Origin of the sequence: Arthrobacter sp. 8AJ, assembly GCF_902506025.1 — a bacterium.
GTDB lineage: Bacteria > Actinomycetota > Actinomycetes > Actinomycetales > Micrococcaceae > Arthrobacter.
Window position 1 is genome coordinate 3,563,296 of sequence record NZ_LR733289.1, and the last position, 18,541, is coordinate 3,581,836.

Here is an 18,541-nt window from a genome sequence, read left to right on the forward strand (position 1 = left end):
GAGCGCCGAAAAGGCATTTCTTAATGATTCCTTGACGCGTGATCTACGACGCAGTGCGGTCAGTAAGCTGGCGGCATGCCCACCTTCGCCGCGCTGCTGCCCACCCTGGTGGCCGTTGCCATCCTGGCGGCACTCACGGTGGGCATCCTGTGGGGCGCGCGGACGCCGTCGTACCTCTCCCCCGCCCTGGCCATCCTCCGCGGCGCGGCCCAGCTGGCGGTGATCAGCCTGGTGCTGGGCGGTGTCATCACGAGTCCCCTGTGGGTGGGCGCCGCCCTGTTGGTCATGTTCACAGTGGCGTCCGTGACGGCGGCGCGGCGGCTCACCTGGTCCTGGCGGCGCTTTGCCGTGGTGGCGGCAACCATGGCCGCCGGGATCCTGGTGACGCTGGGGGTCGTGTTCGGAACGGGCGCCATCGAGTTCTCCCCCCGGTACGCGCTGGCGGTGGGCGGAATCGTGATCGGCAACTCCATGACCATTGCCACCCTGGCCGGCCGCCGCTTCTTCGAGGCGGTGGTGGAGCAGTGGGACCAGGTGGAGGGCTGGCTGGCGCTGGGCGCCACGCCCCGGCAGGCCACCCTCTTCCAAGCCCGGCAGGCGGTGCATTCAGCGTTGATCCCGTCCACGGACCAGACCAAGACCACCGGCCTGGTCACGCTGCCGGGAGCGTTCGTGGGCGCCATCTTCGGCGGCGCCTCACCCCTGGAGGCGGGCCGGTTCCAGGTGGTGGTGCTCGCCTCAATCATGGCCGCCGGGTCCATCACCGCGGTGGCACTGATCCGTTCGCTGGGCAACGTGAAGGTACGGCCCGCGGCGCCCTAACAGACGGGCGCCGCGGAACTGCTGCGTCAGCCCTGCTTGACCAGGGCCGCTTCCAGGCTGATCTTCACCTTGTCGCTGACCAGCAGGCCGCCGGCCTCCAGCGCCGCATTCCAGGTGAGCCCGAATTCCTTGCGGCTGATCTCTGTCTCGGCGGAGAAGCCCGCCCGCGTGGCGCCGAACGGGTCAACGGCAACGCCGGTGAACTCGACTTCCAGCTCGATGGGCCGGGTGACGCCCTTGATGGTGAGGTCCCCGGTCAGGGTGTACTCCTCGCCGTCCCCTTCGATGGAGGTGCCGCGGAAGGTCATCTCGGGGTACTTCTCGACGTCGAAGAAGTCCTCGCCGCGCACGTGGGCGTCGCGGTTGGCGTCGCCGGAGTTGAAGCTGGCGGTGGATACCGTGGCGTGCACCGACGAGTCCGCCAGGGACTGGCCCACGCGTGCCTCGGCCTGGGCTTCGGTGAAACGGCCCCGGACCTTGCTGATCCCGGCGTGGCGGACGCTGAAGCCGATCTCGCTGTGGGACATGTCCAGGGTCCAGGTACCAGGCGTGAGTTCCTTGGGAAGGGTCATGGCAGTTCTCCTTACTCGTAGGGCCGCAGGCTCAGCCGCCCGCTACAGGCGCAAGACTGCGGATGCCCCTAAATATTCCCCCCGAAACCCACATGGAAAACAGGGCCGTATGAACCGGAAGGGAACTTCCGGCGTATACATAAGCGTGGCTCTACGATTACTGACCGCCCTGGCGCTGTTCATTGATGCCGGCGTCCACCTCTTCCTGGCCCCGGGCTACCAGAACGCGCAGCCCGGCACTGTCAGCCAGGGCACCCTGTTCCTGCTCGAAGCCGCCGCGGCGCTGGTGGCCGGCGTCTATGTCCTGGTCCGCGGCAGCAGGGCTTCCTATGCCGTGGCCCTGGTGGTTGCCCTCAGCGCGTTCGCCGCCGTCGTGCTTTACAGGTACGTGGACATCCCGGCCATCGGACCCATCCCGGCCATGTACGACCCCGTTTGGTTCTTCTCGAAGACCCTCAGCGCAGTTGCCGAGGGAGCCGGCGCGGTGCTGGCCTTCGCCGGTCTGCTCCGTGGCGGCCGCAGGAGAACGTCCGACGACGGCGCCAGGCTTCGGGCCCGGCGCCGCCGCCCGTGACCATCACCCCCGCCGTTGTTAGCATGCAAGGGGAGGTGGCACATGGGCGCGGCTGAACGGGCAGTGCCGGACGCGTTCGGCGCCGTTTCCATCTATGTGCTGTCGGCCCTCTGGCTGACGTCCCTGTCCCCGTCCATGCCGGTCCTCCAGCTGGCCGGGCTGTGCGCGGGCGCCCTGGTGGCCGTGGCCGCCGCCGGTTCTGTCCTGCGCCGGATCCCCCGGTTCTCAACGCCGGCAGACCGGGTCACCCTGCTGCGCGCCATCCTCGTGGCCCTGTGCGCGGTGCTGGCCGTTCCGCAATTGTTCACGGGCCGCCGCACGGACCTGCTCCTCCCCATCCTGGGCGGCGCCGCGTTCCTCCTGGACGGGCTGGACGGTGTGGTGGCCCGGCGCACCGGAACCTCCTCGCCGGCCGGGGCGCGGTTCGATTCCGCCACCGACGCCGCCCTGGTGCTGGTGCTGTCCGTCGCTGCCGCTCCCGTGGCGGGCGTCTGGACGCTGGGCATCGGGGCCATGTACTACGCGTTCGTTGCCGCGGGGCTCGTCCGGCCGCACCTTCGGGTGGCGCTGCCGCCCAGCGTTTCCCGCAAAGCCATTGGCGCGTTCCAGCCGTTCGCGCTGCTGTTCGCGCTCCTCCCCGGGGTCCCTGCGGTTGCCGCGGCGTTGGTACCGGCACTCGCCCTGGCCCTGCTCGCGTTGTCCTTTACCCGCGACGTGGTCCAACTGGAACACCTGCACCGCGCCGGACTCCAGGGTGTGCCGGCCGCGGTTGCCTAGTTGGTGTGGGTACGCTGCCGCCCGGTCGCGTCACAGCAGCCCGTCCCGTTACAGCAGCCCCGCGACGGCGAAGCCTCCGGCGGCGGCGGCCACGGCGGCCGCTGCCGTGCCCAGGGCGTTGAGGAGGGCCAGGCCCGTGCGGCCGGACTGGACCAGGCGGACGGTTTCGAAGCTTGCCGTGCTGAAGGTGGTGTAGCCGCCCAGGAATCCGGTACCGGCGATGGCCTGCAGCTCGGGCGGCGCCGCATGCACAATCACGGCACCGGCCACCAGTCCCAGCAGGAACGATCCCGTGACGTTGATGGCAATCGTCCCTACCGGCAGGGCGGTCCTGATGTTGGCGCGCACCAGGCCGTCAACCACGAAGCGGGCTGCGGCTCCCAGCCCGCCGGCGAGTCCCAGCAGGATGATGGTCAGGGGACTCACCGGTTTCCCTCCTTCGGGGAGCCGGCTGCGTCCGGCCGGGAGCTGGTCCGGGCATGCTGGGCTGCTGCCATCCGGATGCCGGCCACGGTGGCAACGGCTCCAACCAGCACGGAGGTTGCCACGTAAATGAAGGCGTCGGCGCTGCGGCCGGCACTGAACAGGGTGGTGGCTTCCACGGCCAGGGTGCTGTAGGTAGTGAAGGCGCCCAGGAACCCGGTGCCCACCAGCAGCCGGACCAGCCGCAGCCGTCCCGCGTCAGGGCCCCGGCGGACCAGGGCCTCAAGCAGGGCGCCCAGCAGGAACGCTCCCGCGAGGTTGATGACCAGGGTGGGTACCGGCCAGCCGCCCGGCACGGGCAGGATGCTGCCCAGCCCGTAACGGGCCAGGGCGCCGAAGGTGCCGCCAACGATGACCACCAAGACGAATCCGGGATGCAGGTGGACCGGCCGGCGGATGCGTGCCTCGCCCAGTGTGCCTTGGTCTGCGCCGGCGGCTGCTGTGGCCCCGGGGACGGGCTGCTCCATCAGTGGTCCGCTTTCGGCTGGTGCCTGGGGTGCGGGGCCAGCGGGACCACCAGGACGGGCCGGTGCTGGCGGTGGGTGAGATGGACTGCCACGGATCCCACGAGCAGTTCCTCCAGCCGCGCCCCGAGTCCGCGTTCCCGGGTGCCCACCACAATGACGGACGCGTCAGTGGTTTCCGCCAGCCGTCCCAGCGCCCTGGCAGGGTCCCCGGCCAGCGTCACGAAGGACCAGTCGATCCCTGTGGCGTCCAGGGCTTCGCGGAGGTGGCCGGCGATGGAGGCGCTGATGCCTTCGATGTCGTCATCAATCCCGTCGGGGTCGATGGGGCGGGCTTCCACCCTGCCGTCGGGCTCTTCAGCCAGGTAGGTGGTGACGTCCACGTAGGCGCAGACCAGCTTCACGCCCAGGCTGTACGCCAGCTCGGCGGCGCGGTGGGCCACGGCCAGCGGCTGGCCCGGCACCACCCCCATGAGCACCGGCCCGCTGATTTTCCTGGGTGCATAGGGAACGCCGCCAGTGGAGGGGGCTGGTTTCTCGGACTCAGTCATGTGCTCTCCTGTTCGGCGGGGCAAGAAGACTGAACCGGGCGCGGGCACGGGTCACCTGCCTTCGTGTCAAAGGCAGGAACCATCAGCCATGTGGCGGTTCGAAGACCGCGCACCTGCGCAGGCCTTCCGGCGGGATCCATCACCGTGAACAGAGACTACAGGTATTCCCGCGGCGTCCGCCACCACGGCTGCGGCCCCGGCCACCAGCCTAGGCGGCGAGGGCCGGGGGCAGCTCGGTCAGTGCCGCGACGGTGATGTCGGGGGCACGGAAATACGAGGGGTAGCGGGCGCCGGTCCGGTTGATCCAGGCGGTCCGCAGCCCGGCCCTGGCTGCCCCGTGGATGTCCCAGGGGTGCACGGCGACCAGCAGCATGCCGGACGGATCCACTCCGGCCGAGGCGCCCGCATACAGGTACGCGGCTTTGGCGGGTTTCCAGGCAGGGGCATCCTCCACCGAGAGGAGCAGCTCGAATTTGTCCCGGATGCCGCCGGTAACCAGCAGCCTGTCCGTATTGGCGGCCGCGCCGTTGGTCAGGGTGGCCAGCCGGTGCCCGGCGGCTGCCAGGGCGCGGACCCCGGCAGGGACGTCCGGGTGAAGGGAGAGGTTCTGCAGGGCTGCCATGACGCGTTCGACGGCGGTGTCCAGGTTCCCGGAGATCCCTTCGGCTTCCAGCACGGTGCGGAGGGCATCGCCGCCAATGGTGGCGAAGGCCTGGTTGTCGCCGCTGGCGGTGAGGGCGAAGCCGTCCCGCAGGAGGGTGGCGAACCAAAGTTTGGCCAGCCCGCGGGGCGCGCCGGTCTGCGCGAACACCTCGCCGAGTGGGGCCATGTCCGAGAGCGTTTCGTTGACGTCAAAAACGATGACCAGTGGTTCCGCCATGATCTTCCCTTTTCGTTCCAGCCGGCCGGTCAGGCCCTGCCGGCGGCTGCCGGCCGGCCAGGCCTGTCAGCAGTAGACCACACGGGAGCTGCGGGGACTAGCCTTCCGCCTGGCCCAGGCTGGCGAGGGCCTTGCGCAGGCGAGTGCCGGCGTCGTCCGCCACTTCCTTCACGGAAGGGGCGCTGCTGAGCTGCACCATGGTCTGCGGATCGATGGCTTCCACCGTGGTGGAGTCCGCGGAGCTGTTCCGGCGCACCACCACGTTGCAGGGCAGCAAGGCACCCATCTCGGGTTCGGCAGCCAGGGCGCGGCTGGCGAGCGCGGGGTTGCAGGCACCAAGGATGACGTAATCCCCGACGGCGTCCGCGGCCTCGGCGCCGAGCTTGGCTTCGAAGGTGGACCGGACGTTGATTTCGGTCAGGATCCCGAACCCCTGCGCGGCGAGGGCTTCGCGGGTGCGCTCCAGCGCCTCCGCCCAGGGAAGGGAAACAGTGGTGGCCAGGGTGTAGGTCATGATGCTCCTTGAAGTTGCCGGGCGGTGCGGGTCTAGAGGGTGCTGGGGCTCAGGGCGCGCAGCGTGCCGCCGGTCAGGCGAGGGAGAGGAAAAGCTTCTCCAGGTCCTTCCGGTCCATGGTTTCGTCCTTCTGGACGATGCACTGCTCCAGCCCGGTGGCGATGATGGCGAAGCCCGCCCGGTCAAGGGCCTTGGACACGGCGGCCAGCTGGGTGACGACGTCCTTGCAGTCCCGGCCCTCCTCAAGCATGCGGGTCACAGCGGCGAGCTGGCCCTGTGCGCGCTTGAGGCGGTTGATCACAGGCGTGAGTTCGGTTGGGTTCAGTTCCATAAAGGGGTCTCCATCGATGGGGTGCTTGCCGTTAACTATATACCCCCATGGGTGTTTTGACTACCCCCCGGGGTATCTGTAATACTCGGTGGGGTATCCACCCAACCCCTTCCGAGAGGCCACCCATGACATCCCCTTCCAAAGCAACAGCCGTTACCGCACTCGCCCCCGAGGCCCTCCAGTCCTGGATCAAAGAGCACCAGGATCTTGTGGTGCTCGACGTTCGCTCCGCCGCTGAATTCGAAACCATGCACATCCGCGGCTCCTACAACGTGCCGCTTCCGCTGCTCTCCGAGCACACCGACGAGCTCGCCGCCCGCCTGGGCTCCCGCGTTGTCCTGGTCTGCCAGTCCGGCGTCCGCGCCGAACAGGCCCGCCAGCGCATGGCCGCTGTTGGCCTCAACACCGCCTACGTGCTCACCGGCGGGGTTCCCGGCTTCGCCGCCGCCGGCGGCGACGTGGTCAAGGGCAAGGACCGCTGGGACCTGGAACGCCAGGTCCGCCTGGCCGCAGGCTCCCTGGTGATGCTGGGCCTGGCCGGGGGCAAGTTCGTCTCCCCCAAGGTCCGCATGCTGGCCGGCGCCATCGGCACCGGGCTGACGTTCTCGGCCGCGACCAACACCTGCGCCATGGGCAAGGCCCTGTCTGCCATGCCGTGGAACAAGGCCGCCAAGGAACCCACCCGCGAAAGCGCCATCCTGCAGCTCCCCGTGCAGCCGGCTGAAGAGGGCGCGGCAGCATGATCCCGGCCCTGGGTCTGGGGCTCGTCGTCGGCGTCGTACTGGGCGTAGTGGGCGGCGGCGGGTCCATCATCGCTGTTCCCGCCCTGGTGTACGGCGTGGGCATGAGCCCCGCCCAGGCCATTCCCACCTCGCTGCTGGTGGTGGGAATCTCCTCCCTGGCGGCACTGCTCCCCAGGTTGCGGGAAGGCCTGAACTGGCCGGTGATCGCCCTGGTCGGGGGTGCCGGCATCCCGGCAGCCTGGGCAGGCGCGGCGGTGGGAAAGCTGCTGGACCCGAACATCCTGATGCTGGCCTTCGCCGTGATCATGGTGGCCGCGGGCATCCGGATGCTCAGCAAACCCCGCGAAAGCGAGGGGTCCTGCAGCACCGGGCCGAACCGGGCATTCCGGTCCTGCGCCCCGAAAGCCGTGGGAGTGGGCCTGCTGGTCGGGTTCCTCACCGGACTGCTCGGCGTGGGCGGCGGCTTCCTCATCACCCCGGCGCTGACCATCTTCCTGGGCCTGCGCATGAAGCAGGCCGTGGGAACGTCCCTGGCCATCATCGTGGTCAACTCGGCCGCGGGGTTCAGCGCCCACGCCGCCGGCTACACCATTGACTGGGCCACCACCCTGGCGTTCGCCATCCCGGCGATCGTGGGATCGGTGGTTGCCGCCCGGTTTGCGCGCCGGCTGCACGACAAACACATCCGCATCTCGTTCGCGGTACTCAACTTCGCCGTCGCGGCGTGGGTCACCGCCGGCACGGTCACCGCCTGACCCATCCATAGAGGAGAACACCATGGGACTGATTGATTCCCTCAAGAAGGCCTTCAGCAAGCCCTACAAGACGATTTCGGTGGCCCAGGCCAAGGAACTCCTGGGCTCCGGGGCCACGCTCATCGACGTCAGGTCGGCCCAGGAATGGCGGACCGGCCGGGCGCCGCAGGCCAAGCATGTTCCCCTGGACCGGCTGCAGACCAGCACCGCAGGCATCCAGAAAACCCGTCCGGTGATTGCCGTCTGCGCCTCCGGCGTCCGCTCCGCTTCGGCAGCCAGGCTGCTGGCCGCCAAGGGGTACGACGCGTACTCGGTGCGCGGTAGCATGGCCGCCCGGCGCCAGGCCGGCGAACCCGTCCGCTAGCAGCACCACCACAGCTCCAGCCACACACCACTTCGAAGGAGAACCATCATGGCTGAAATCACCATCACCGAAGCCGAACAGCGCCGCTCCACCGCCCGGATCCTCGACGTCCGCGAGGACTTCGAAGTCGCCGGGGGCATGATCCCCGGCGCACTGCATATCCCGATGGGCCAGTTGCAGGCCCGCCTGGGCGAGCTTGACCCGGCCGTGCCCGTGATCGCCGTCTGCCGCAGCGGCAACCGCAGCGCCGCCGTCGCCGATGCCCTCAACGGCGTTGGCTACAAGGCGGACACCATGGCCGGCGGCATGACCGCCTGGACCCGCGCCGGACTCCCCACCACCTAGGCCCTGCCCCGCGGCACAGCGCAACCAACAAACACAGCGCAACCAACAAACACAGCGCAACCAGCAAACTTCGCCCGAAAGGACACGACAGATCATGGCAACCATCGACATTACCCAGCAATCCTTCGCCCAGACCCTGGAGGACAACGGCATCGTCTTCGTTGACTTCTGGGCAGCCTGGTGCGGCCCCTGCCGCATGTTCGCCCCCACCTACGGAGCCGCCGCCGAACGCCACCCGGACATCACCTTCGCCAAGGTGGACACCGAGGCCGAACAGGCTCTCGCCGCCGCAGCGAACATCACATCCATCCCCACCCTGATGGCTTTCAAGGAAAAGACCCTGGTCTTCTCCCAGCCCGGCGCCCTCAACGCCACGGGCCTGGAGGAAGTCATCCAGGCCGTGAAGAACCTGGACATGGACACGCTCCGCGACGAAGCCGGACACCAGCACGCCTGAGGCCATGACGGACCAGCGGGCGTTCCGTACGGTCACGGCGGATGAACTCGCCCTGGCGTGGCCCCGCGTCACGCTGGTGGACGTCCGCAGCCGGGAGGAGCACGCCACCGCGCACGTCCCGGGGAGCCTGAACATTCCCCTGGATGAATTGACCTCCCGGCTCGCGGACCTGCCCAACAGCACCATCTACCTGATGTGCGGCTCGGGCAAGCGCAGCAGCCAGGCCGCACGCCTCCTCATCACCCACGGATACACCACCGTCAACGTGGCCGGCGGGATCACCGAGTGGTACCGGGCAGGGCACCCCGTCACCTATCCCCCGGCCCCTGACGGCCAGTCCCCACCATCAAAAAACCCCGCAGCACCAGGCCTCCGGCGCCTGCTGCGACGGCTCTTCCGCAGGACATCCGCATAGGCCGCAGCGCACTTGCGGGATACCCCCGGGGGTATCTATACTGAATGCAGAACAACCTCCCAATCCCCTTTCAACTGAAGGAGAGCACCAGATGCTTATCGAGCGCATTTACGACGAAGACCTCGCACAAGCCAGCTACGTCATCGGCTGCCAGGCCAAGGGCGAAGCCATCGTGGTGGACGGACGCCGCGACATCGCCGTGTACCAGGAGCTCGCCGCCAAGAACGGCATGAAGATCGTGGCCGTCACCGAGACCCACATCCACGCCGACTACCTCTCCGGCACCCGCGAACTGGCCGCCGCCACCGGCGCCAAGATCTACGTTTCCGGCGAGGGCGGACCCGACTGGCAGTACCAGTTCGAGGGCGAGCGGCTCTACGACGGCGACACCATCACCCTGGGCAACATCAACATCAAGGCAGTCCACACCCCCGGGCACACCCCGGAGCACCTGTCCTTCCTGGTGACCGACGGCGCGTTCAGCGACAAGCCCGGCTACCTGCTCTCCGGAGACTTCGTGTTCTCCGGCGACCTGGGCCGGCCGGACCTGCTGGACGAGGCAGCCGGCGGCGTGGACACCCGCTTCGAGGGCGCCAAGCAGCTCTTCGCCAGCCTCCGCGACAAGTTCCTCACCCTCCCGGACTACGTCCAGGTCCACCCCGCCCACGGCGCCGGCAGCGCCTGCGGCAAGGCCCTGGGTGCCATCCCGTCCTCCACGGTGGGCTACGAACGCCTCTACGCCTGGTGGGGCCCCTACCTGGCCGCCAACGACGAGCAGGGCTTCATCGACGAGCTCCTCGACGGCCAGCCCGACGCCCACGCCTACTTCGGCCGCATGAAGCGCGAAAACCGTGAAGGCCCGGCCGTCATGGGCGAGCGTGCCCCGCTGCAGGAGCTGGACACCGCCGTCGTGGCCCAGGGCCTGGCAGATGACACCCTGACGTTCATCGACACCCGCTCCAACGGCGAAGTCCACCAGGGCACCGTGGCCCGGTCCCTGAACGTGCCGGCCGGCAAGTCAGTGGCCAGCTACGGCGCCTGGGTGGTCAACCCGGAAACGGACACGAACCCGCTGGTGCTCCTGGCCAAGAACCAGGAGCAGGCCCAGGACATGTGGGACCACCTGGTCCGCGTGGGCATCGACAACGTGGCCGGCTACCTGACCGGCATCGAGGGGCTGCCCACCTTCACCCCCAAGCTGATCCAGCCTGAGGAACTCGACGGTTTCGACGCCGCCATGGTCCTGGACGTCCGCAACAAGACCGAGCACAAGGCCGGGCACATCCCGGGCTCGTACCAGCTCAGCGGCGGCCGCGTCATGTGGCACCTCGACGAGCTGCCCATCGGTGGAACCATCGTGTCCTACTGCCAGTCCGGCGTCCGGAACTCCGTAGCCGCCAGCGCCCTGCGCCGCGCCGGGTACGACGTCGTCGAACTCGACGGCAGCTACGCCGCCTGGAACGCCTGGCAGAACAGCGTCCCCGCCGTCTAACCGGACCTGCCACCCCAAGACCGCCCGGGCAGGACCCCCCTCCTGCCCGGGCTCCCGGCCCGGGCGTGCCCCCACACGCCCGGGCCACCTTTATGTCCCCCTATCCACCGCCAGGAACGGAGCACCAATGCCGGACAGAACGCTTCCCCACGCCCCCGGGCCAGCCGGTCCCATGCTGGGCCTGCGGCAGAACCTGGCGCAGTTCATGCTGCTGGTTTCCGTCAATGCCCTGGTGGGCGGGACCCTGGGCCAGGAACGCACCGTCCTGCCCCTCCTGGCCTCCCAGGAGTTCCACCTGGACCTGTACACCGGCGCGCTGACGTACATCCTGGCCTTCGGCCTGTCCAAGGCCGCGATGAACTACTTCGCCGGCACCCTCTCCGACAAGTACGGCCGCAAACCGGTCCTCATCGCCGGCTGGCTGGCCGCGGTTCCGGTCCCGCTCATGCTCATCTTCGGCCCGTCCTGGGGTTGGATCGTCGCGGCCAACGTGCTGCTGGGCGTCAGCCAGGGGCTCACCTGGTCCACCGCCGTGATCATGAAAATGGACCTGGTGGGCCCCAGGCAGCGCGGACTGGCCATGGGGTTCAACGAGGCCGCCGGCTACCTGGGGGTGGCCGCCACGGCGCTGGCCACCGGCTACCTGGCCACCGCCTATGGACTCCGCCCCGCCCCGTTCCTGCTCGGAGCTGCCTATATCGCCCTCGGCCTGGGACTGACCGTCCTCGCCGTCAGGGAAACCCACCAGCACGCCAAAACCGAGGCCATCCAGCATGCCGGCACCTCCAGCCGCGCCCATGCCGGCCTCACCACCGGCCAGGTGTTCACCCTCACCAGTTTCAAGGACCGCTCCCTCTCGGCAGCCAGCCAGGCGGGCCTGGTGAACAACCTCAACGACGGCCTTGCCTGGGGCCTCTTTCCCGTCCTGTTCGCCGGCGCCGGGCTGGACCTTGGCCAGATCGGCATCCTCGCCGCCGCCTACCCCGCTGCCTGGGGTGCCGCCCAGCTGGTCACCGGCGCCGCCTCCGACCGGTGGGGCCGCAAATGGTTCATCACGGCCGGCATGCTGGTCCAGGCCGTGGCGCTGGGCATCACCGCAACCGCCCACAGCTTCGGGCCCTGGCTCGCCGCCGCCGTCGTGCTGGGCCTCGGCACCGCCCTGGTCTACCCCACCCTGCTGGCCGCCATCGGCGACGTCGCGCACCCGGCCTGGCGGGCGCGCTCCGTGGGCGTGTACCGGTTGTGGCGCGACGGCGGATTCGCCGTGGGCGCCCTGCTCTCCGGTGTCCTGGCCGACCTTTACGGCATCCCCGCCGCCGTTGCCGCCGTCGCGGTCCTCACCGCAGCTTCCGGCGCCGTGGTGGCCATCCGGATGCGCGGCAACGACCACGCGGCGGGATAGCGCACGTCAGCCGGCCGGGGCAATGAACTGCCGGATTTCCGCCGCCATCCGGGTGGACTGCGTCCAGTGCAGGTAGTGGCCGCCTTCAAGGGGCAGGACCCGGTGCCGGGTGACGTTCCTGAGGAGGTCCTCCGCGGCGGCGGCCTTCGTGGCTGCCCGGCCGTCCTTTTCGTCCGCGATGAACGCCAGGACGGGCAGGTCGGCGGGATAGGCGACTCCGCGGAGGGCTGCCGCGTTGTTGCCGATGCGGGCTGTTTCATCGGCCACCGCGGCATTGCCCACGTTCCACAGCATCATGGTGCGCATCCGCTTCAGCTCTTCCTCCGAATAGGCGTTGCCGTCCGGATCGAACAGACCCGGTGCCACCGCGGCTACGTCGCGGACCAGCCCGGTGGCAGCCACCACCTTGACCCAGTTGATGCCGGGCTGCGCCTCCTCCACCGGGTGGTCCCCCGGCTTGGGAATGGTGGCGTCGATGCCCACCACCGCTGAAACTTCCGGGCGGTACCGATTGGCGTAGTCCAGCAGGTAGAACCCGGCGATGGAGTGGCCGGCCAGGATGTAGGGCTGCCGGACCTGGAGCTTTGACAGGACCTCATGGAGCTCGTTGCTGATGTGCTCGTTGGTGCGGGCGCTGGCTTCCATGTCGCTGTAGCCATAGCCGAACCCTTCCACCACCATCACGTCGAAGCCGCTGAGTTCGCGGATCAGCGGGGCGAAGTCCAGGCCGGGTGCGGCGGTTCCCAGTCCGCTGAGCAGGATGATCGGCGGACCCTGCTGCGCGTTTCCGTTGCGGACCACGTTCAGCGAGCCCCCGGCCACCGCGATCCGCTCCCCGTAGGCGGGGGTGGTGGCCTTCTCCTGCGCCTCCAGGGCTGCGTTGGCCACCGCCGAGGCCAGGACCAGCCCCAGGACAACCAGCGCCGCGATCCCCAGCCGGCGGAGCCAGCGCCGCTTCCGCCGCGGTGTCATCCGTGCCGGGCGACGTAGGTGGCCAGCCCGTCCACGGTGGCCACGGCCGGGTAGTCCGCCTCAGGGATGTCCACCCCCGTGGATTCCGCGATGACTTCCACCAGGCGGAGGAAGTCCAGGGAGTCCAGTTCCAGGTCCTGGCGCAGGCGGGCGCCGCCGTCCAGGTCGCCAGGCTCGACGTCGGGCGCTACTTTGCCGAGCGCTGCCTCCACTGCGTGGCGCGCGTCCTGTTCGTTCACGGCTCCTCCTTGAGTACGGGTCCAACAGTCAGGGTCCAACAGTCACAGGTCGCCGGGCTTCTGCAGCAGTTCGTCGATGCGGGCCAGGAACCGGCCGCCGCGCAGCCCGTCGCTCACCCGGTGGTCCGCGGACAGCGTGGCGATGGCCGCGTGCCGGATGCCCAGCATCCCGTTGTGTGCAAAGGGCTGCTCCAAAACCTTGCCGAAGCCCACCATGGCCACCTGCGGCGGGTAGATCACCCCGTACACGCTTTCGACGCCGAGATCGCCCAGGTTGGTCACCGTGAGGGTGGGGTCGGCCATCTCCGCGCGCTGCAGCCGGCCCGCCCGGGCCCGGCCCACCAGGTCGCGCAGCTGGTCCATGAGTTCGTCGAGCGTCAGGGTGTCGGCGTCGTGCAGGGCCGGGGCCACCAGTCCGCCGTGCCGCAACGCCACCGCCACGCCCAGGTGCACCGCGCCGCTGGGCTGGAAAGCGCCCCTGGTGAAGAACCCGTTCATGTCCGGCACCTCCTTGGCCGCGAGCGCGGTGGCCTTCAGCAGCAGGGCGGACGGCACCAGCCGGGAGGAGACCGGCCGCTGCTGGTTGGCGCTCTGCATCCACGCCATCGCGGCCGCCAGGTCCAGGGTGGTGGACACGTAGTAGTGCGGGATCTCCTTCTTGGACCGGGACATCAGCGCGCCGATTGCCTGCCGCAGGGTTTCCGCCTTGCTGCCGGTGTCCTTCCTGCCGCGCCGTGGCGCTTCCTCCGCGGCTTTGTGCGGCGGTTCGGCAACTGGAGCTTCCGACGGCGGTGCTTCCGCCGCTTCCTCCGCCGCACGTTCGCTGGGTGGCCGCCCGCCGGGAATTTCCTCCTTGGGCGCCCGTTCCCGGGGAGGCACCGCGGCGAGCACGTCCTCCTCCGTCACGGCACCACCGGGACCGGTGCCCGCGATGGCCTGCAGGTCGACGCCCAGCTCCGCGGCCAGGCGGCGGGCCAGCGGCGAGGACCGCACCCGGTGGGCTGCGCCTTCTGCCGGCACGTGCGCAGCCGCCGCCGGAGCAGCCCCCGCGGCGGCGCCGGGCGCAGCGAAGGCGCCTGGCGCAGCGGAGGTGCCGGGCGCAGCGGCGGCGCGTTCGACGTCGGCCCGGGTCACCTCGCCGCCGGGGCCGCTCCCGCTGATGCGTCCGACGTCGACCCCCAGCGTGTGCGCCAGGTGCCGCACCGGGGGCGGGGCCTTGGTGCCCGGTTCCGGTTCCGGTGGCGGGACTTTCGCCGCCGGCGGGACCTCTGCCGGGGTGGCGGTGATCCTGGCGATGGGGGTGCCCACGTCCACGGTGTCGCCGATGTCCACCAGGAACTCGGCCACCACGCCTTCCTGGAACGACTCGATGTCCATGACGGTCTTGTCCGTGTCCACGGCCGCCACGAGGTCGCCCTTATGGACGTAGTCCCCGGGTTTAACCAGCCACTCCACCACCTTGCCGTGCTCCATGTCCGCGCCCAGGGACGGCATCCGGAACTCATCCACCGGCGCCCACGGCCCTTCGTGCGGCGGCCATGACCCGTTCCACCGACGGCAGCGCCGCCTGCTCCAGGTGCTTCGCGTAGGGGACGGGGACCTCCAGGCTGCACACCCGCTCCACGGGGGCGTCCAGGTCGAAAAAGGCCTGTTCACAGATCCGGGCCGCGATCTCGGCGGAGATGCTGCCGCTGCGCCAGCCCTCGTCCACCACCACGGCTCGGTGCGTCCTGGCCACGCTGTCCATGATGGTGTGGGCGTCCAGGGGGCGCAGGGTGCGCAGGTCGATGACATCTGCGTCGATGCCCTCCCCGTCCAGCTGCCCCGCGGCCTCCAGCACCAGGGGCAGGGTTCCGCCGTACGTGATGAGCGTGATGGCGTCCCCTTCGCGCAGGACCGCTGCCTTGTCGATGCCCACGGCGCCGGCATCGTCGTCGAGCTCCCCCGCGACGTTGTACAGCGAGCCGTGCTCGAAGATCAGCACCGGGTCCGGATCCTGCAGCGCGGTCCACAGCATCCCGCGCGCGTCCGCCAACGTCGCCGGGGCCAGGATCCGCAGCCCCGGGATATGCGCGTACCAGCCTTCCAGGCTGTGGGAGTGCTGCGCCCCCAGCTGGCGGCCGGCGCCGGTGGTCATCCGGATGACGATGGGCACGTTGAACTGGCCGCCGGACATGTGCAGCAGGGTGGCGGCGTTGTTGATGATCTGGTCCAGCGCCAGCAGGCTGAAGTTGACGGTCATGATTTCGACGACGGGCCGCATCCCGCCCAGCGCCGCGCCGATCCCCGCGCCCACGAACCCGGACTCGGAGAGGGGTGTGTCGCGGATCCGGTCAGGCCCGAATTCCTCCAGCAGGCCCAGGCTCACGGCGAAGCTGCCGCCGTACCGGCCCACGTCCTCGCCCATGAGGAACACCCGTTCGTCGCGCTTCATGGCATCGCGGAGGGCCGCGCGCATGGCTTCCCGGTACGTGGTTTTCATCCTGCAGCCCCGCCTTTCCCTGCTGTCGTGCCCTGCTCCTCCGGACCCCCGCCGCCTGCGCTGCCGTCGTCCGGCCGGTCGCTGTAGACGAACCGGCTGAGCTCGGACACCGGCTCCGGCGTTCCGTTCTCGGCAAAGCCGACGGCGGTGCTGATCTCCGCGTCCACGTCCGCCTGCAGCGCGGCCCACTCTTTGTCCGGGAGCCGGCCCGCCGCCTGCATGGCGGACTGCAGCAGGCTGATGGGGTCCCGTTCCATCCACCGGGCCACCTCGGATTTTTCCCGGTACAGCTCGGGATCGAACATGGAGTGGGCGCGGAACCGGTACGTGCGCAGCTCCAGGAAGTGCGGGCCGCCGCCGGACCGCACGGCGTCCACGGCACGCCGGGCGGCCTCCTCGACGGCGAGGACGTCCATGCCGTCCACCGCCCACGCCGAGATCTCGTAGCCGGCGGCTTTGAGGGCGATGTCCGTCTGGGATTCGGAGCGGCCCAGGGCGGTGCCCATGGCGTAGAGGTTGTTTTCGCAGCAGAACAGCACCGGCAGCTGCCACAGCGCGGCCAGGTTCATGCTTTCATGGAATTCGCCTTCGGCCACGGCGCCTTCGCCGAAGAAGCAGACGGTCACCCGTTGGCGCCCGGCCATCCGGTCCGCGAGGGCCAGGCCGACGGCGAGTGGCAGCCCGCCGGCCACGATCGCGTTACCGCCGTAGAAGCGGGTGGCGGCATCGAAGAGGTGCATGGAGCCGCCCCGGCCCCGGCAGCAGCCCTCCGCATGGCCGTACATTTCGGCGAGGATGGCCCCGGCGGAGACGCCCCGCAGCAGGGCGTGCCCGTGTTCGCGGTAGGTGGCCACCACGGCGTCTTCCGGTTCCAGGGCTTCCATCACCCCTGCCGCCACGGCTTCCTCGCCGATATAGACGTGCAGGAAGCCGCGGATCTTGGCGGCACTGTAGAGCTCGATGCATTTTTCCTCGAGCCTGCGTACCCGCAGCATTTGCCGCAGCAGGTGCACGGCGTGCTCCGCGTCCGGGATGCCCCGGCTCCTCAGCGTGGTCATGGCTGGTCCTTCAGAGGTACGGCAGCCCCTGCCGGGGATTCAAGCGTTGAGGTGTCGCCTTCCGGGAGACCGAGCTCGCGGGATTTCAGGAGCCGGCGCAGGATCTTGCCGCTGCGCGTCTTGGGCAGGGTGGTGGTGAAGTCCAGCAGCCTGGGTGCCACGGCGGCGCCCAGCCGTTTCCGCGCGAAGCCGATGATCTCCAGCTGGAGCTCCTCCGTGGGCTCGTTGCCGGGTTTGAGTTCCACGAAGGCCTTGACCACCTCGCCGGCCACGGGGTCCGGCACGCCGATCACGCCTGCTTCGGCCACGGCCGGGTGTTCCATGAGGCAGCTTTCCACCTCGAAGGGGCCGATCAGGTGGCCGGAGGACTTGATGACGTCGTCGCCGCGGCCCACGAACCAGAAGTAGCCGTCGCCGTCGCGCTTTGCCAGGTCGCCGGTGAGGTACCAGCCGCCGGCAAAGCAGCGCCGGTAGCGCTCCTCCTCGTTGAGGTAGCCGCGGAACATGGACGGCCACCCGGGGCGCAGCGCCAGCTCGCCCATGGTGTCCGGCCCGGTGACCAGGACTGCCTGGCCGTCTTTGACGATGGGTTTGCCGTCGGCGTCGCGGGCCACCAGGGCCGCCTCGATGCCGGGCAGCGGCCGGCCCATGGAGCCGGGCCGGATGTCCATGGCCGGGTAGTTGGCGATCATGATCCCGCCGGTTTCGGTCTGCCACCAGTTGTCGTGCACGGGCAGGCCCAGGACGTCCTGGCCCCACACCACGGCCTCCGGGTTCAGCGGCTCCCCCACGCTGGCGATGAAGCGCAGCGCTGACAGGTCATGGCCCGCGGCCCGCCCGGCGCCGGCCTTCATGAGCATCCGCAGCGCCGTGGGCGCGGTGTACCAGACGGTGACGTGCTGCTCGGCGAGGATCCGGTACCAGCGGTCGGCGTCCAGTTCCTCCTCGTCCACGATGGCGGTGACGCCGTGCACCAGCGGGGCGATAATGCCGTAGGACGTGCCGGTCACCCAGCCCGGATCGGCGGTGCACCAGTAGATGTCGTCCGGGTGCAGGTCCAGCGCGAAGCGGCCGGTGGCGTAGTGGGCGGCGACAGCGTCGTGGACGTGGATGGCGCCCTTGGGCGTGCCGGTGGTGCCGCTGGTGAAGTGCAGCAGGGCCATGTCCTCGGGCTGGGTGTCTGCGATCTCCCCGATGGGGTCAGCCTGGGCCAGGAGTTCGGCCAGGTCCAGGGTTTCCGGTTCGGGGCTGCCGTCGGCGTCCACCAGCAGGACGTGGCGGAGGTCGGGCAGGGAGTCCCGGACCGGCGCCACCTTCCTGCGGTACAGCGCCCGGGTGGTCAGCAGTACCCGGCCGGCCCCGAGGTGCAGCCGCTGCCGGACCGGCTCGGGGCCGAAGGCTGAAAAGAGCGGGCAGAAGACGCTGCCGTTCTTGAAGGTGCCCAGCACGGCGGTGTACAGCCCGGGGCTGCGGCCCAGGAGCGAAAAGACCCGGTCGCCGCGCCCCACCCCCAGGCCCTGCAGCACCGCCGCGAACCTGCCGGACCCGTCCGCAAGGCCGCCGTAGGTCAGGGACCGGGTGCCGCCGTCGGCCATCACGAACCGCAGGGCCTCCTTGCCGCCGCGGCCTTCCGCCACGTGCCGGTCCACGGCCTCGTAGGCGATGTTCAGGCCCCGGCCTCCGGGCAGCCCGGCCAGCGCCTGCCGTGCCTGGTCCCAGCTGAAGTCCCGCCGGGCGGCATCGTAATCCAGCAGGTTGGGCCGGACCGGGAAGGCGGCCACGTCCTTGGTGATGGCAGACCAGCGCGTGGCACCCTCAACTCCGGCGGTCATGGTGCTCCTCTGGTCCA

24 protein-coding genes and 1 riboswitch are annotated in these 18,541 nt (G+C 69.7%); of the genes, 11 read left to right on the forward strand and 13 right to left on the reverse strand.

From position 1 onward, the window contains the following. Positions 1 to 75: 75 nt before the first annotated feature. Positions 76 to 822, forward strand: a complete 747-nt coding sequence (locus tag BACI349Y_RS16465; protein ID WP_159633208.1) for an ABC transporter permease — start codon at positions 76 to 78, stop codon at positions 820 to 822. 26 nt (positions 823 to 848) lie between these two features. On the opposite strand, the gene BACI349Y_RS16470 is transcribed toward BACI349Y_RS16465, so the two are convergent. After that, positions 849 to 1,394 carry a YceI family protein gene (locus tag BACI349Y_RS16470; protein WP_159633211.1) on the reverse strand — a complete coding sequence of 182 codons (546 nt, stop codon included), beginning with the start codon at positions 1,392 to 1,394 and terminating at the stop codon, positions 849 to 851. 145 nt (positions 1,395 to 1,539) lie between these two features. Here BACI349Y_RS16470 and BACI349Y_RS16475 point away from each other — a divergent pair, with 145 nt between their 5' ends. Further along, positions 1,540 to 1,968 (forward strand): hypothetical protein, encoded by a 429-nt coding sequence (locus BACI349Y_RS16475; protein ID WP_236560873.1) that lies wholly within the window; start codon positions 1,540 to 1,542, stop codon positions 1,966 to 1,968. 42 nt (positions 1,969 to 2,010) lie between these two features. Beyond that, positions 2,011 to 2,745, forward strand: coding sequence for a CDP-alcohol phosphatidyltransferase family protein (locus tag BACI349Y_RS16480; RefSeq protein WP_159633214.1), 735 nt, complete (start codon positions 2,011 to 2,013; stop codon positions 2,743 to 2,745). A 48-nt stretch (positions 2,746 to 2,793) separates the two neighbouring features. On the opposite strand, the gene crcB is transcribed toward BACI349Y_RS16480, so the two are convergent. The 6 genes from crcB to BACI349Y_RS16510 all read right to left on the reverse strand — a co-directional run bounded on the left by crcB (position 2,794) and on the right by BACI349Y_RS16510 (position 5,968). After that, a complete protein-coding gene (crcB, locus tag BACI349Y_RS16485; protein WP_236560875.1) occupies positions 2,794 to 3,171 on the reverse strand; it encodes a fluoride efflux transporter CrcB in 378 nt (125 codons plus the stop codon). Then, complete coding sequence (locus BACI349Y_RS16490) at positions 3,168 to 3,695, reverse strand: fluoride efflux transporter FluC (RefSeq protein ID WP_159633217.1); 528 nt, start codon at positions 3,693 to 3,695, stop codon at positions 3,168 to 3,170. Before BACI349Y_RS16490 ends, crcB begins: the two co-directional genes overlap by 4 nt. Beyond that, positions 3,695 to 4,243: a universal stress protein gene (locus tag BACI349Y_RS16495; RefSeq protein ID WP_159633220.1), complete on the reverse strand. Its 549-nt coding sequence runs from the start codon at positions 4,241 to 4,243 to the stop codon at positions 3,695 to 3,697. Before BACI349Y_RS16495 ends, BACI349Y_RS16490 begins: the two co-directional genes overlap by 1 nt. A 66-nt stretch (positions 4,244 to 4,309) precedes the next feature. After that, positions 4,310 to 4,396, reverse strand: a riboswitch (Fluoride riboswitch). A 55-nt stretch (positions 4,397 to 4,451) separates the two neighbouring features. After that, positions 4,452 to 5,123 (reverse strand): haloacid dehalogenase type II, encoded by a 672-nt coding sequence (locus tag BACI349Y_RS16500; RefSeq protein WP_159633223.1) that lies wholly within the window; start codon positions 5,121 to 5,123, stop codon positions 4,452 to 4,454. Between the two features lie 97 nt (positions 5,124 to 5,220). Beyond that, positions 5,221 to 5,637, reverse strand: a complete 417-nt coding sequence (locus tag BACI349Y_RS16505) for a DUF302 domain-containing protein (protein WP_159633226.1) — start codon at positions 5,635 to 5,637, stop codon at positions 5,221 to 5,223. Positions 5,638 to 5,710: 73 nt separating this feature from the next. Further along, positions 5,711 to 5,968 (reverse strand): metal-sensitive transcriptional regulator, encoded by a 258-nt coding sequence (locus BACI349Y_RS16510; RefSeq protein WP_043452296.1) that lies wholly within the window; start codon positions 5,966 to 5,968, stop codon positions 5,711 to 5,713. A gap of 125 nt (positions 5,969 to 6,093) precedes the next feature. Between BACI349Y_RS16510 and BACI349Y_RS16515 the strand changes: the two genes are divergently transcribed. The 8 genes from BACI349Y_RS16515 to BACI349Y_RS16550 all read left to right on the forward strand — a co-directional run bounded on the left by BACI349Y_RS16515 (position 6,094) and on the right by BACI349Y_RS16550 (position 11,941). Then, complete coding sequence (locus BACI349Y_RS16515; protein ID WP_159633229.1) at positions 6,094 to 6,711, forward strand: rhodanese-like domain-containing protein; 618 nt, start codon at positions 6,094 to 6,096, stop codon at positions 6,709 to 6,711. Beyond that, positions 6,708 to 7,466 (forward strand): sulfite exporter TauE/SafE family protein, encoded by a 759-nt coding sequence (locus tag BACI349Y_RS16520; RefSeq protein WP_159633231.1) that lies wholly within the window; start codon positions 6,708 to 6,710, stop codon positions 7,464 to 7,466. The genes BACI349Y_RS16515 and BACI349Y_RS16520 overlap by 4 nt, the downstream gene beginning before the upstream one ends. A gap of 22 nt (positions 7,467 to 7,488) precedes the next feature. Then, entirely contained in the window at positions 7,489 to 7,830 is a 342-nt protein-coding gene (locus tag BACI349Y_RS16525) for a rhodanese-like domain-containing protein (RefSeq protein WP_159633233.1), read from the forward strand. Positions 7,831 to 7,878: 48 nt separating this feature from the next. Then, a complete protein-coding gene (locus BACI349Y_RS16530; RefSeq protein ID WP_159633235.1) occupies positions 7,879 to 8,175 on the forward strand; it encodes a rhodanese-like domain-containing protein in 297 nt (98 codons plus the stop codon). Between the two features lie 94 nt (positions 8,176 to 8,269). Next, positions 8,270 to 8,632, forward strand: a complete 363-nt coding sequence (locus tag BACI349Y_RS16535; protein WP_159633237.1) for a thioredoxin family protein — start codon at positions 8,270 to 8,272, stop codon at positions 8,630 to 8,632. A 4-nt stretch (positions 8,633 to 8,636) separates the two neighbouring features. Then, a complete protein-coding gene (locus tag BACI349Y_RS16540) occupies positions 8,637 to 9,047 on the forward strand; it encodes a rhodanese-like domain-containing protein (RefSeq protein WP_159633239.1) in 411 nt (136 codons plus the stop codon). A gap of 91 nt (positions 9,048 to 9,138) precedes the next feature. After that, the gene (locus tag BACI349Y_RS16545) at positions 9,139 to 10,539 is read left to right on the forward strand and encodes an MBL fold metallo-hydrolase (protein WP_159633242.1); all 1,401 of its coding nucleotides are present in this window, start codon (positions 9,139 to 9,141) and stop codon (positions 10,537 to 10,539) included. A 127-nt stretch (positions 10,540 to 10,666) separates the two neighbouring features. Then, complete coding sequence (locus BACI349Y_RS16550) at positions 10,667 to 11,941, forward strand: MFS transporter (protein ID WP_159633245.1); 1,275 nt, start codon at positions 10,667 to 10,669, stop codon at positions 11,939 to 11,941. Positions 11,942 to 11,947: 6 nt separating this feature from the next. Here the strand turns inward: BACI349Y_RS16550 and BACI349Y_RS16555 are convergent, their stop codons facing one another. The 6 genes from BACI349Y_RS16555 to acsA are packed head-to-tail and all read right to left on the reverse strand — an operon-like array spanning position 11,948 to position 18,524. Next, positions 11,948 to 12,913, reverse strand: coding sequence for an alpha/beta fold hydrolase (locus BACI349Y_RS16555; protein WP_159633248.1), 966 nt, complete (start codon positions 12,911 to 12,913; stop codon positions 11,948 to 11,950). Further along, entirely contained in the window at positions 12,910 to 13,152 is a 243-nt protein-coding gene (locus BACI349Y_RS16560) for an acyl carrier protein (protein ID WP_159633252.1), read from the reverse strand. Before BACI349Y_RS16560 ends, BACI349Y_RS16555 begins: the two co-directional genes overlap by 4 nt. A 42-nt stretch (positions 13,153 to 13,194) precedes the next feature. After that, complete coding sequence (locus BACI349Y_RS16565; protein ID WP_159633255.1) at positions 13,195 to 14,661, reverse strand: 2-oxo acid dehydrogenase subunit E2; 1,467 nt, start codon at positions 14,659 to 14,661, stop codon at positions 13,195 to 13,197. Then, positions 14,654 to 15,634, reverse strand: coding sequence for an alpha-ketoacid dehydrogenase subunit beta (locus BACI349Y_RS16570; protein ID WP_159633258.1), 981 nt, complete (start codon positions 15,632 to 15,634; stop codon positions 14,654 to 14,656). Before BACI349Y_RS16570 ends, BACI349Y_RS16565 begins: the two co-directional genes overlap by 8 nt. Next, complete coding sequence (pdhA, locus tag BACI349Y_RS16575; RefSeq protein ID WP_159633261.1) at positions 15,631 to 16,692, reverse strand: pyruvate dehydrogenase (acetyl-transferring) E1 component subunit alpha; 1,062 nt, start codon at positions 16,690 to 16,692, stop codon at positions 15,631 to 15,633. Before pdhA ends, BACI349Y_RS16570 begins: the two co-directional genes overlap by 4 nt. Continuing rightward, positions 16,689 to 18,524: an acetate--CoA ligase gene (gene acsA / locus BACI349Y_RS16580; protein WP_159633265.1), complete on the reverse strand. Its 1,836-nt coding sequence runs from the start codon at positions 18,522 to 18,524 to the stop codon at positions 16,689 to 16,691. Before acsA ends, pdhA begins: the two co-directional genes overlap by 4 nt. Between the last annotated feature and the right edge of the window lie 17 nt (positions 18,525 to 18,541).

Excerpts from the sequence above, each read along its gene's own strand:
- BACI349Y_RS16505 (WP_159633226.1), bottom strand. The coding sequence starts at position 5,637 with ATGACCTACACCCTGGCCACCACTGTTTCCCTTCCCTGGGCGGAGGCG.
- BACI349Y_RS16490 (WP_159633217.1), bottom strand. The coding sequence starts at position 3,695 with ATGGAGCAGCCCGTCCCCGGGGCCACAGCAGCCGCCGGCGCAGACCAA.
- BACI349Y_RS16510 (WP_043452296.1), bottom strand. The coding sequence starts at position 5,968 with ATGGAACTGAACCCAACCGAACTCACGCCTGTGATCAACCGCCTCAAG.
- BACI349Y_RS16540 (WP_159633239.1), top strand. The coding sequence starts at position 8,637 with ATGACGGACCAGCGGGCGTTCCGTACGGTCACGGCGGATGAACTCGCC.
- BACI349Y_RS16500 (WP_159633223.1), bottom strand. The coding sequence starts at position 5,123 with ATGGCGGAACCACTGGTCATCGTTTTTGACGTCAACGAAACGCTCTCG.
- BACI349Y_RS16530 (WP_159633235.1), top strand. The coding sequence starts at position 7,879 with ATGGCTGAAATCACCATCACCGAAGCCGAACAGCGCCGCTCCACCGCC.
- BACI349Y_RS16550 (WP_159633245.1), top strand. The coding sequence starts at position 10,667 with ATGCCGGACAGAACGCTTCCCCACGCCCCCGGGCCAGCCGGTCCCATG.
- BACI349Y_RS16535 (WP_159633237.1), top strand. The coding sequence starts at position 8,270 with ATGGCAACCATCGACATTACCCAGCAATCCTTCGCCCAGACCCTGGAG.
- BACI349Y_RS16555 (WP_159633248.1), bottom strand. The coding sequence starts at position 12,913 with ATGACACCGCGGCGGAAGCGGCGCTGGCTCCGCCGGCTGGGGATCGCG.
- BACI349Y_RS16465 (WP_159633208.1), top strand. The coding sequence starts at position 76 with ATGCCCACCTTCGCCGCGCTGCTGCCCACCCTGGTGGCCGTTGCCATC.
- BACI349Y_RS16545 (WP_159633242.1), top strand. The coding sequence starts at position 9,139 with ATGCTTATCGAGCGCATTTACGACGAAGACCTCGCACAAGCCAGCTAC.
- BACI349Y_RS16520 (WP_159633231.1), top strand. The coding sequence starts at position 6,708 with ATGATCCCGGCCCTGGGTCTGGGGCTCGTCGTCGGCGTCGTACTGGGC.
- BACI349Y_RS16515 (WP_159633229.1), top strand. The coding sequence starts at position 6,094 with ATGACATCCCCTTCCAAAGCAACAGCCGTTACCGCACTCGCCCCCGAG.
- pdhA (WP_159633261.1), bottom strand. The coding sequence starts at position 16,692 with ATGACCACGCTGAGGAGCCGGGGCATCCCGGACGCGGAGCACGCCGTG.
- BACI349Y_RS16495 (WP_159633220.1), bottom strand. The coding sequence starts at position 4,243 with ATGACTGAGTCCGAGAAACCAGCCCCCTCCACTGGCGGCGTTCCCTAT.
- BACI349Y_RS16525 (WP_159633233.1), top strand. The coding sequence starts at position 7,489 with ATGGGACTGATTGATTCCCTCAAGAAGGCCTTCAGCAAGCCCTACAAG.
- BACI349Y_RS16470 (WP_159633211.1), bottom strand. The coding sequence starts at position 1,394 with ATGACCCTTCCCAAGGAACTCACGCCTGGTACCTGGACCCTGGACATG.
- BACI349Y_RS16570 (WP_159633258.1), bottom strand. The coding sequence starts at position 15,634 with ATGAAAACCACGTACCGGGAAGCCATGCGCGCGGCCCTCCGCGATGCC.
- BACI349Y_RS16480 (WP_159633214.1), top strand. The coding sequence starts at position 2,011 with ATGGGCGCGGCTGAACGGGCAGTGCCGGACGCGTTCGGCGCCGTTTCC.
- acsA (WP_159633265.1), bottom strand. The coding sequence starts at position 18,524 with ATGACCGCCGGAGTTGAGGGTGCCACGCGCTGGTCTGCCATCACCAAG.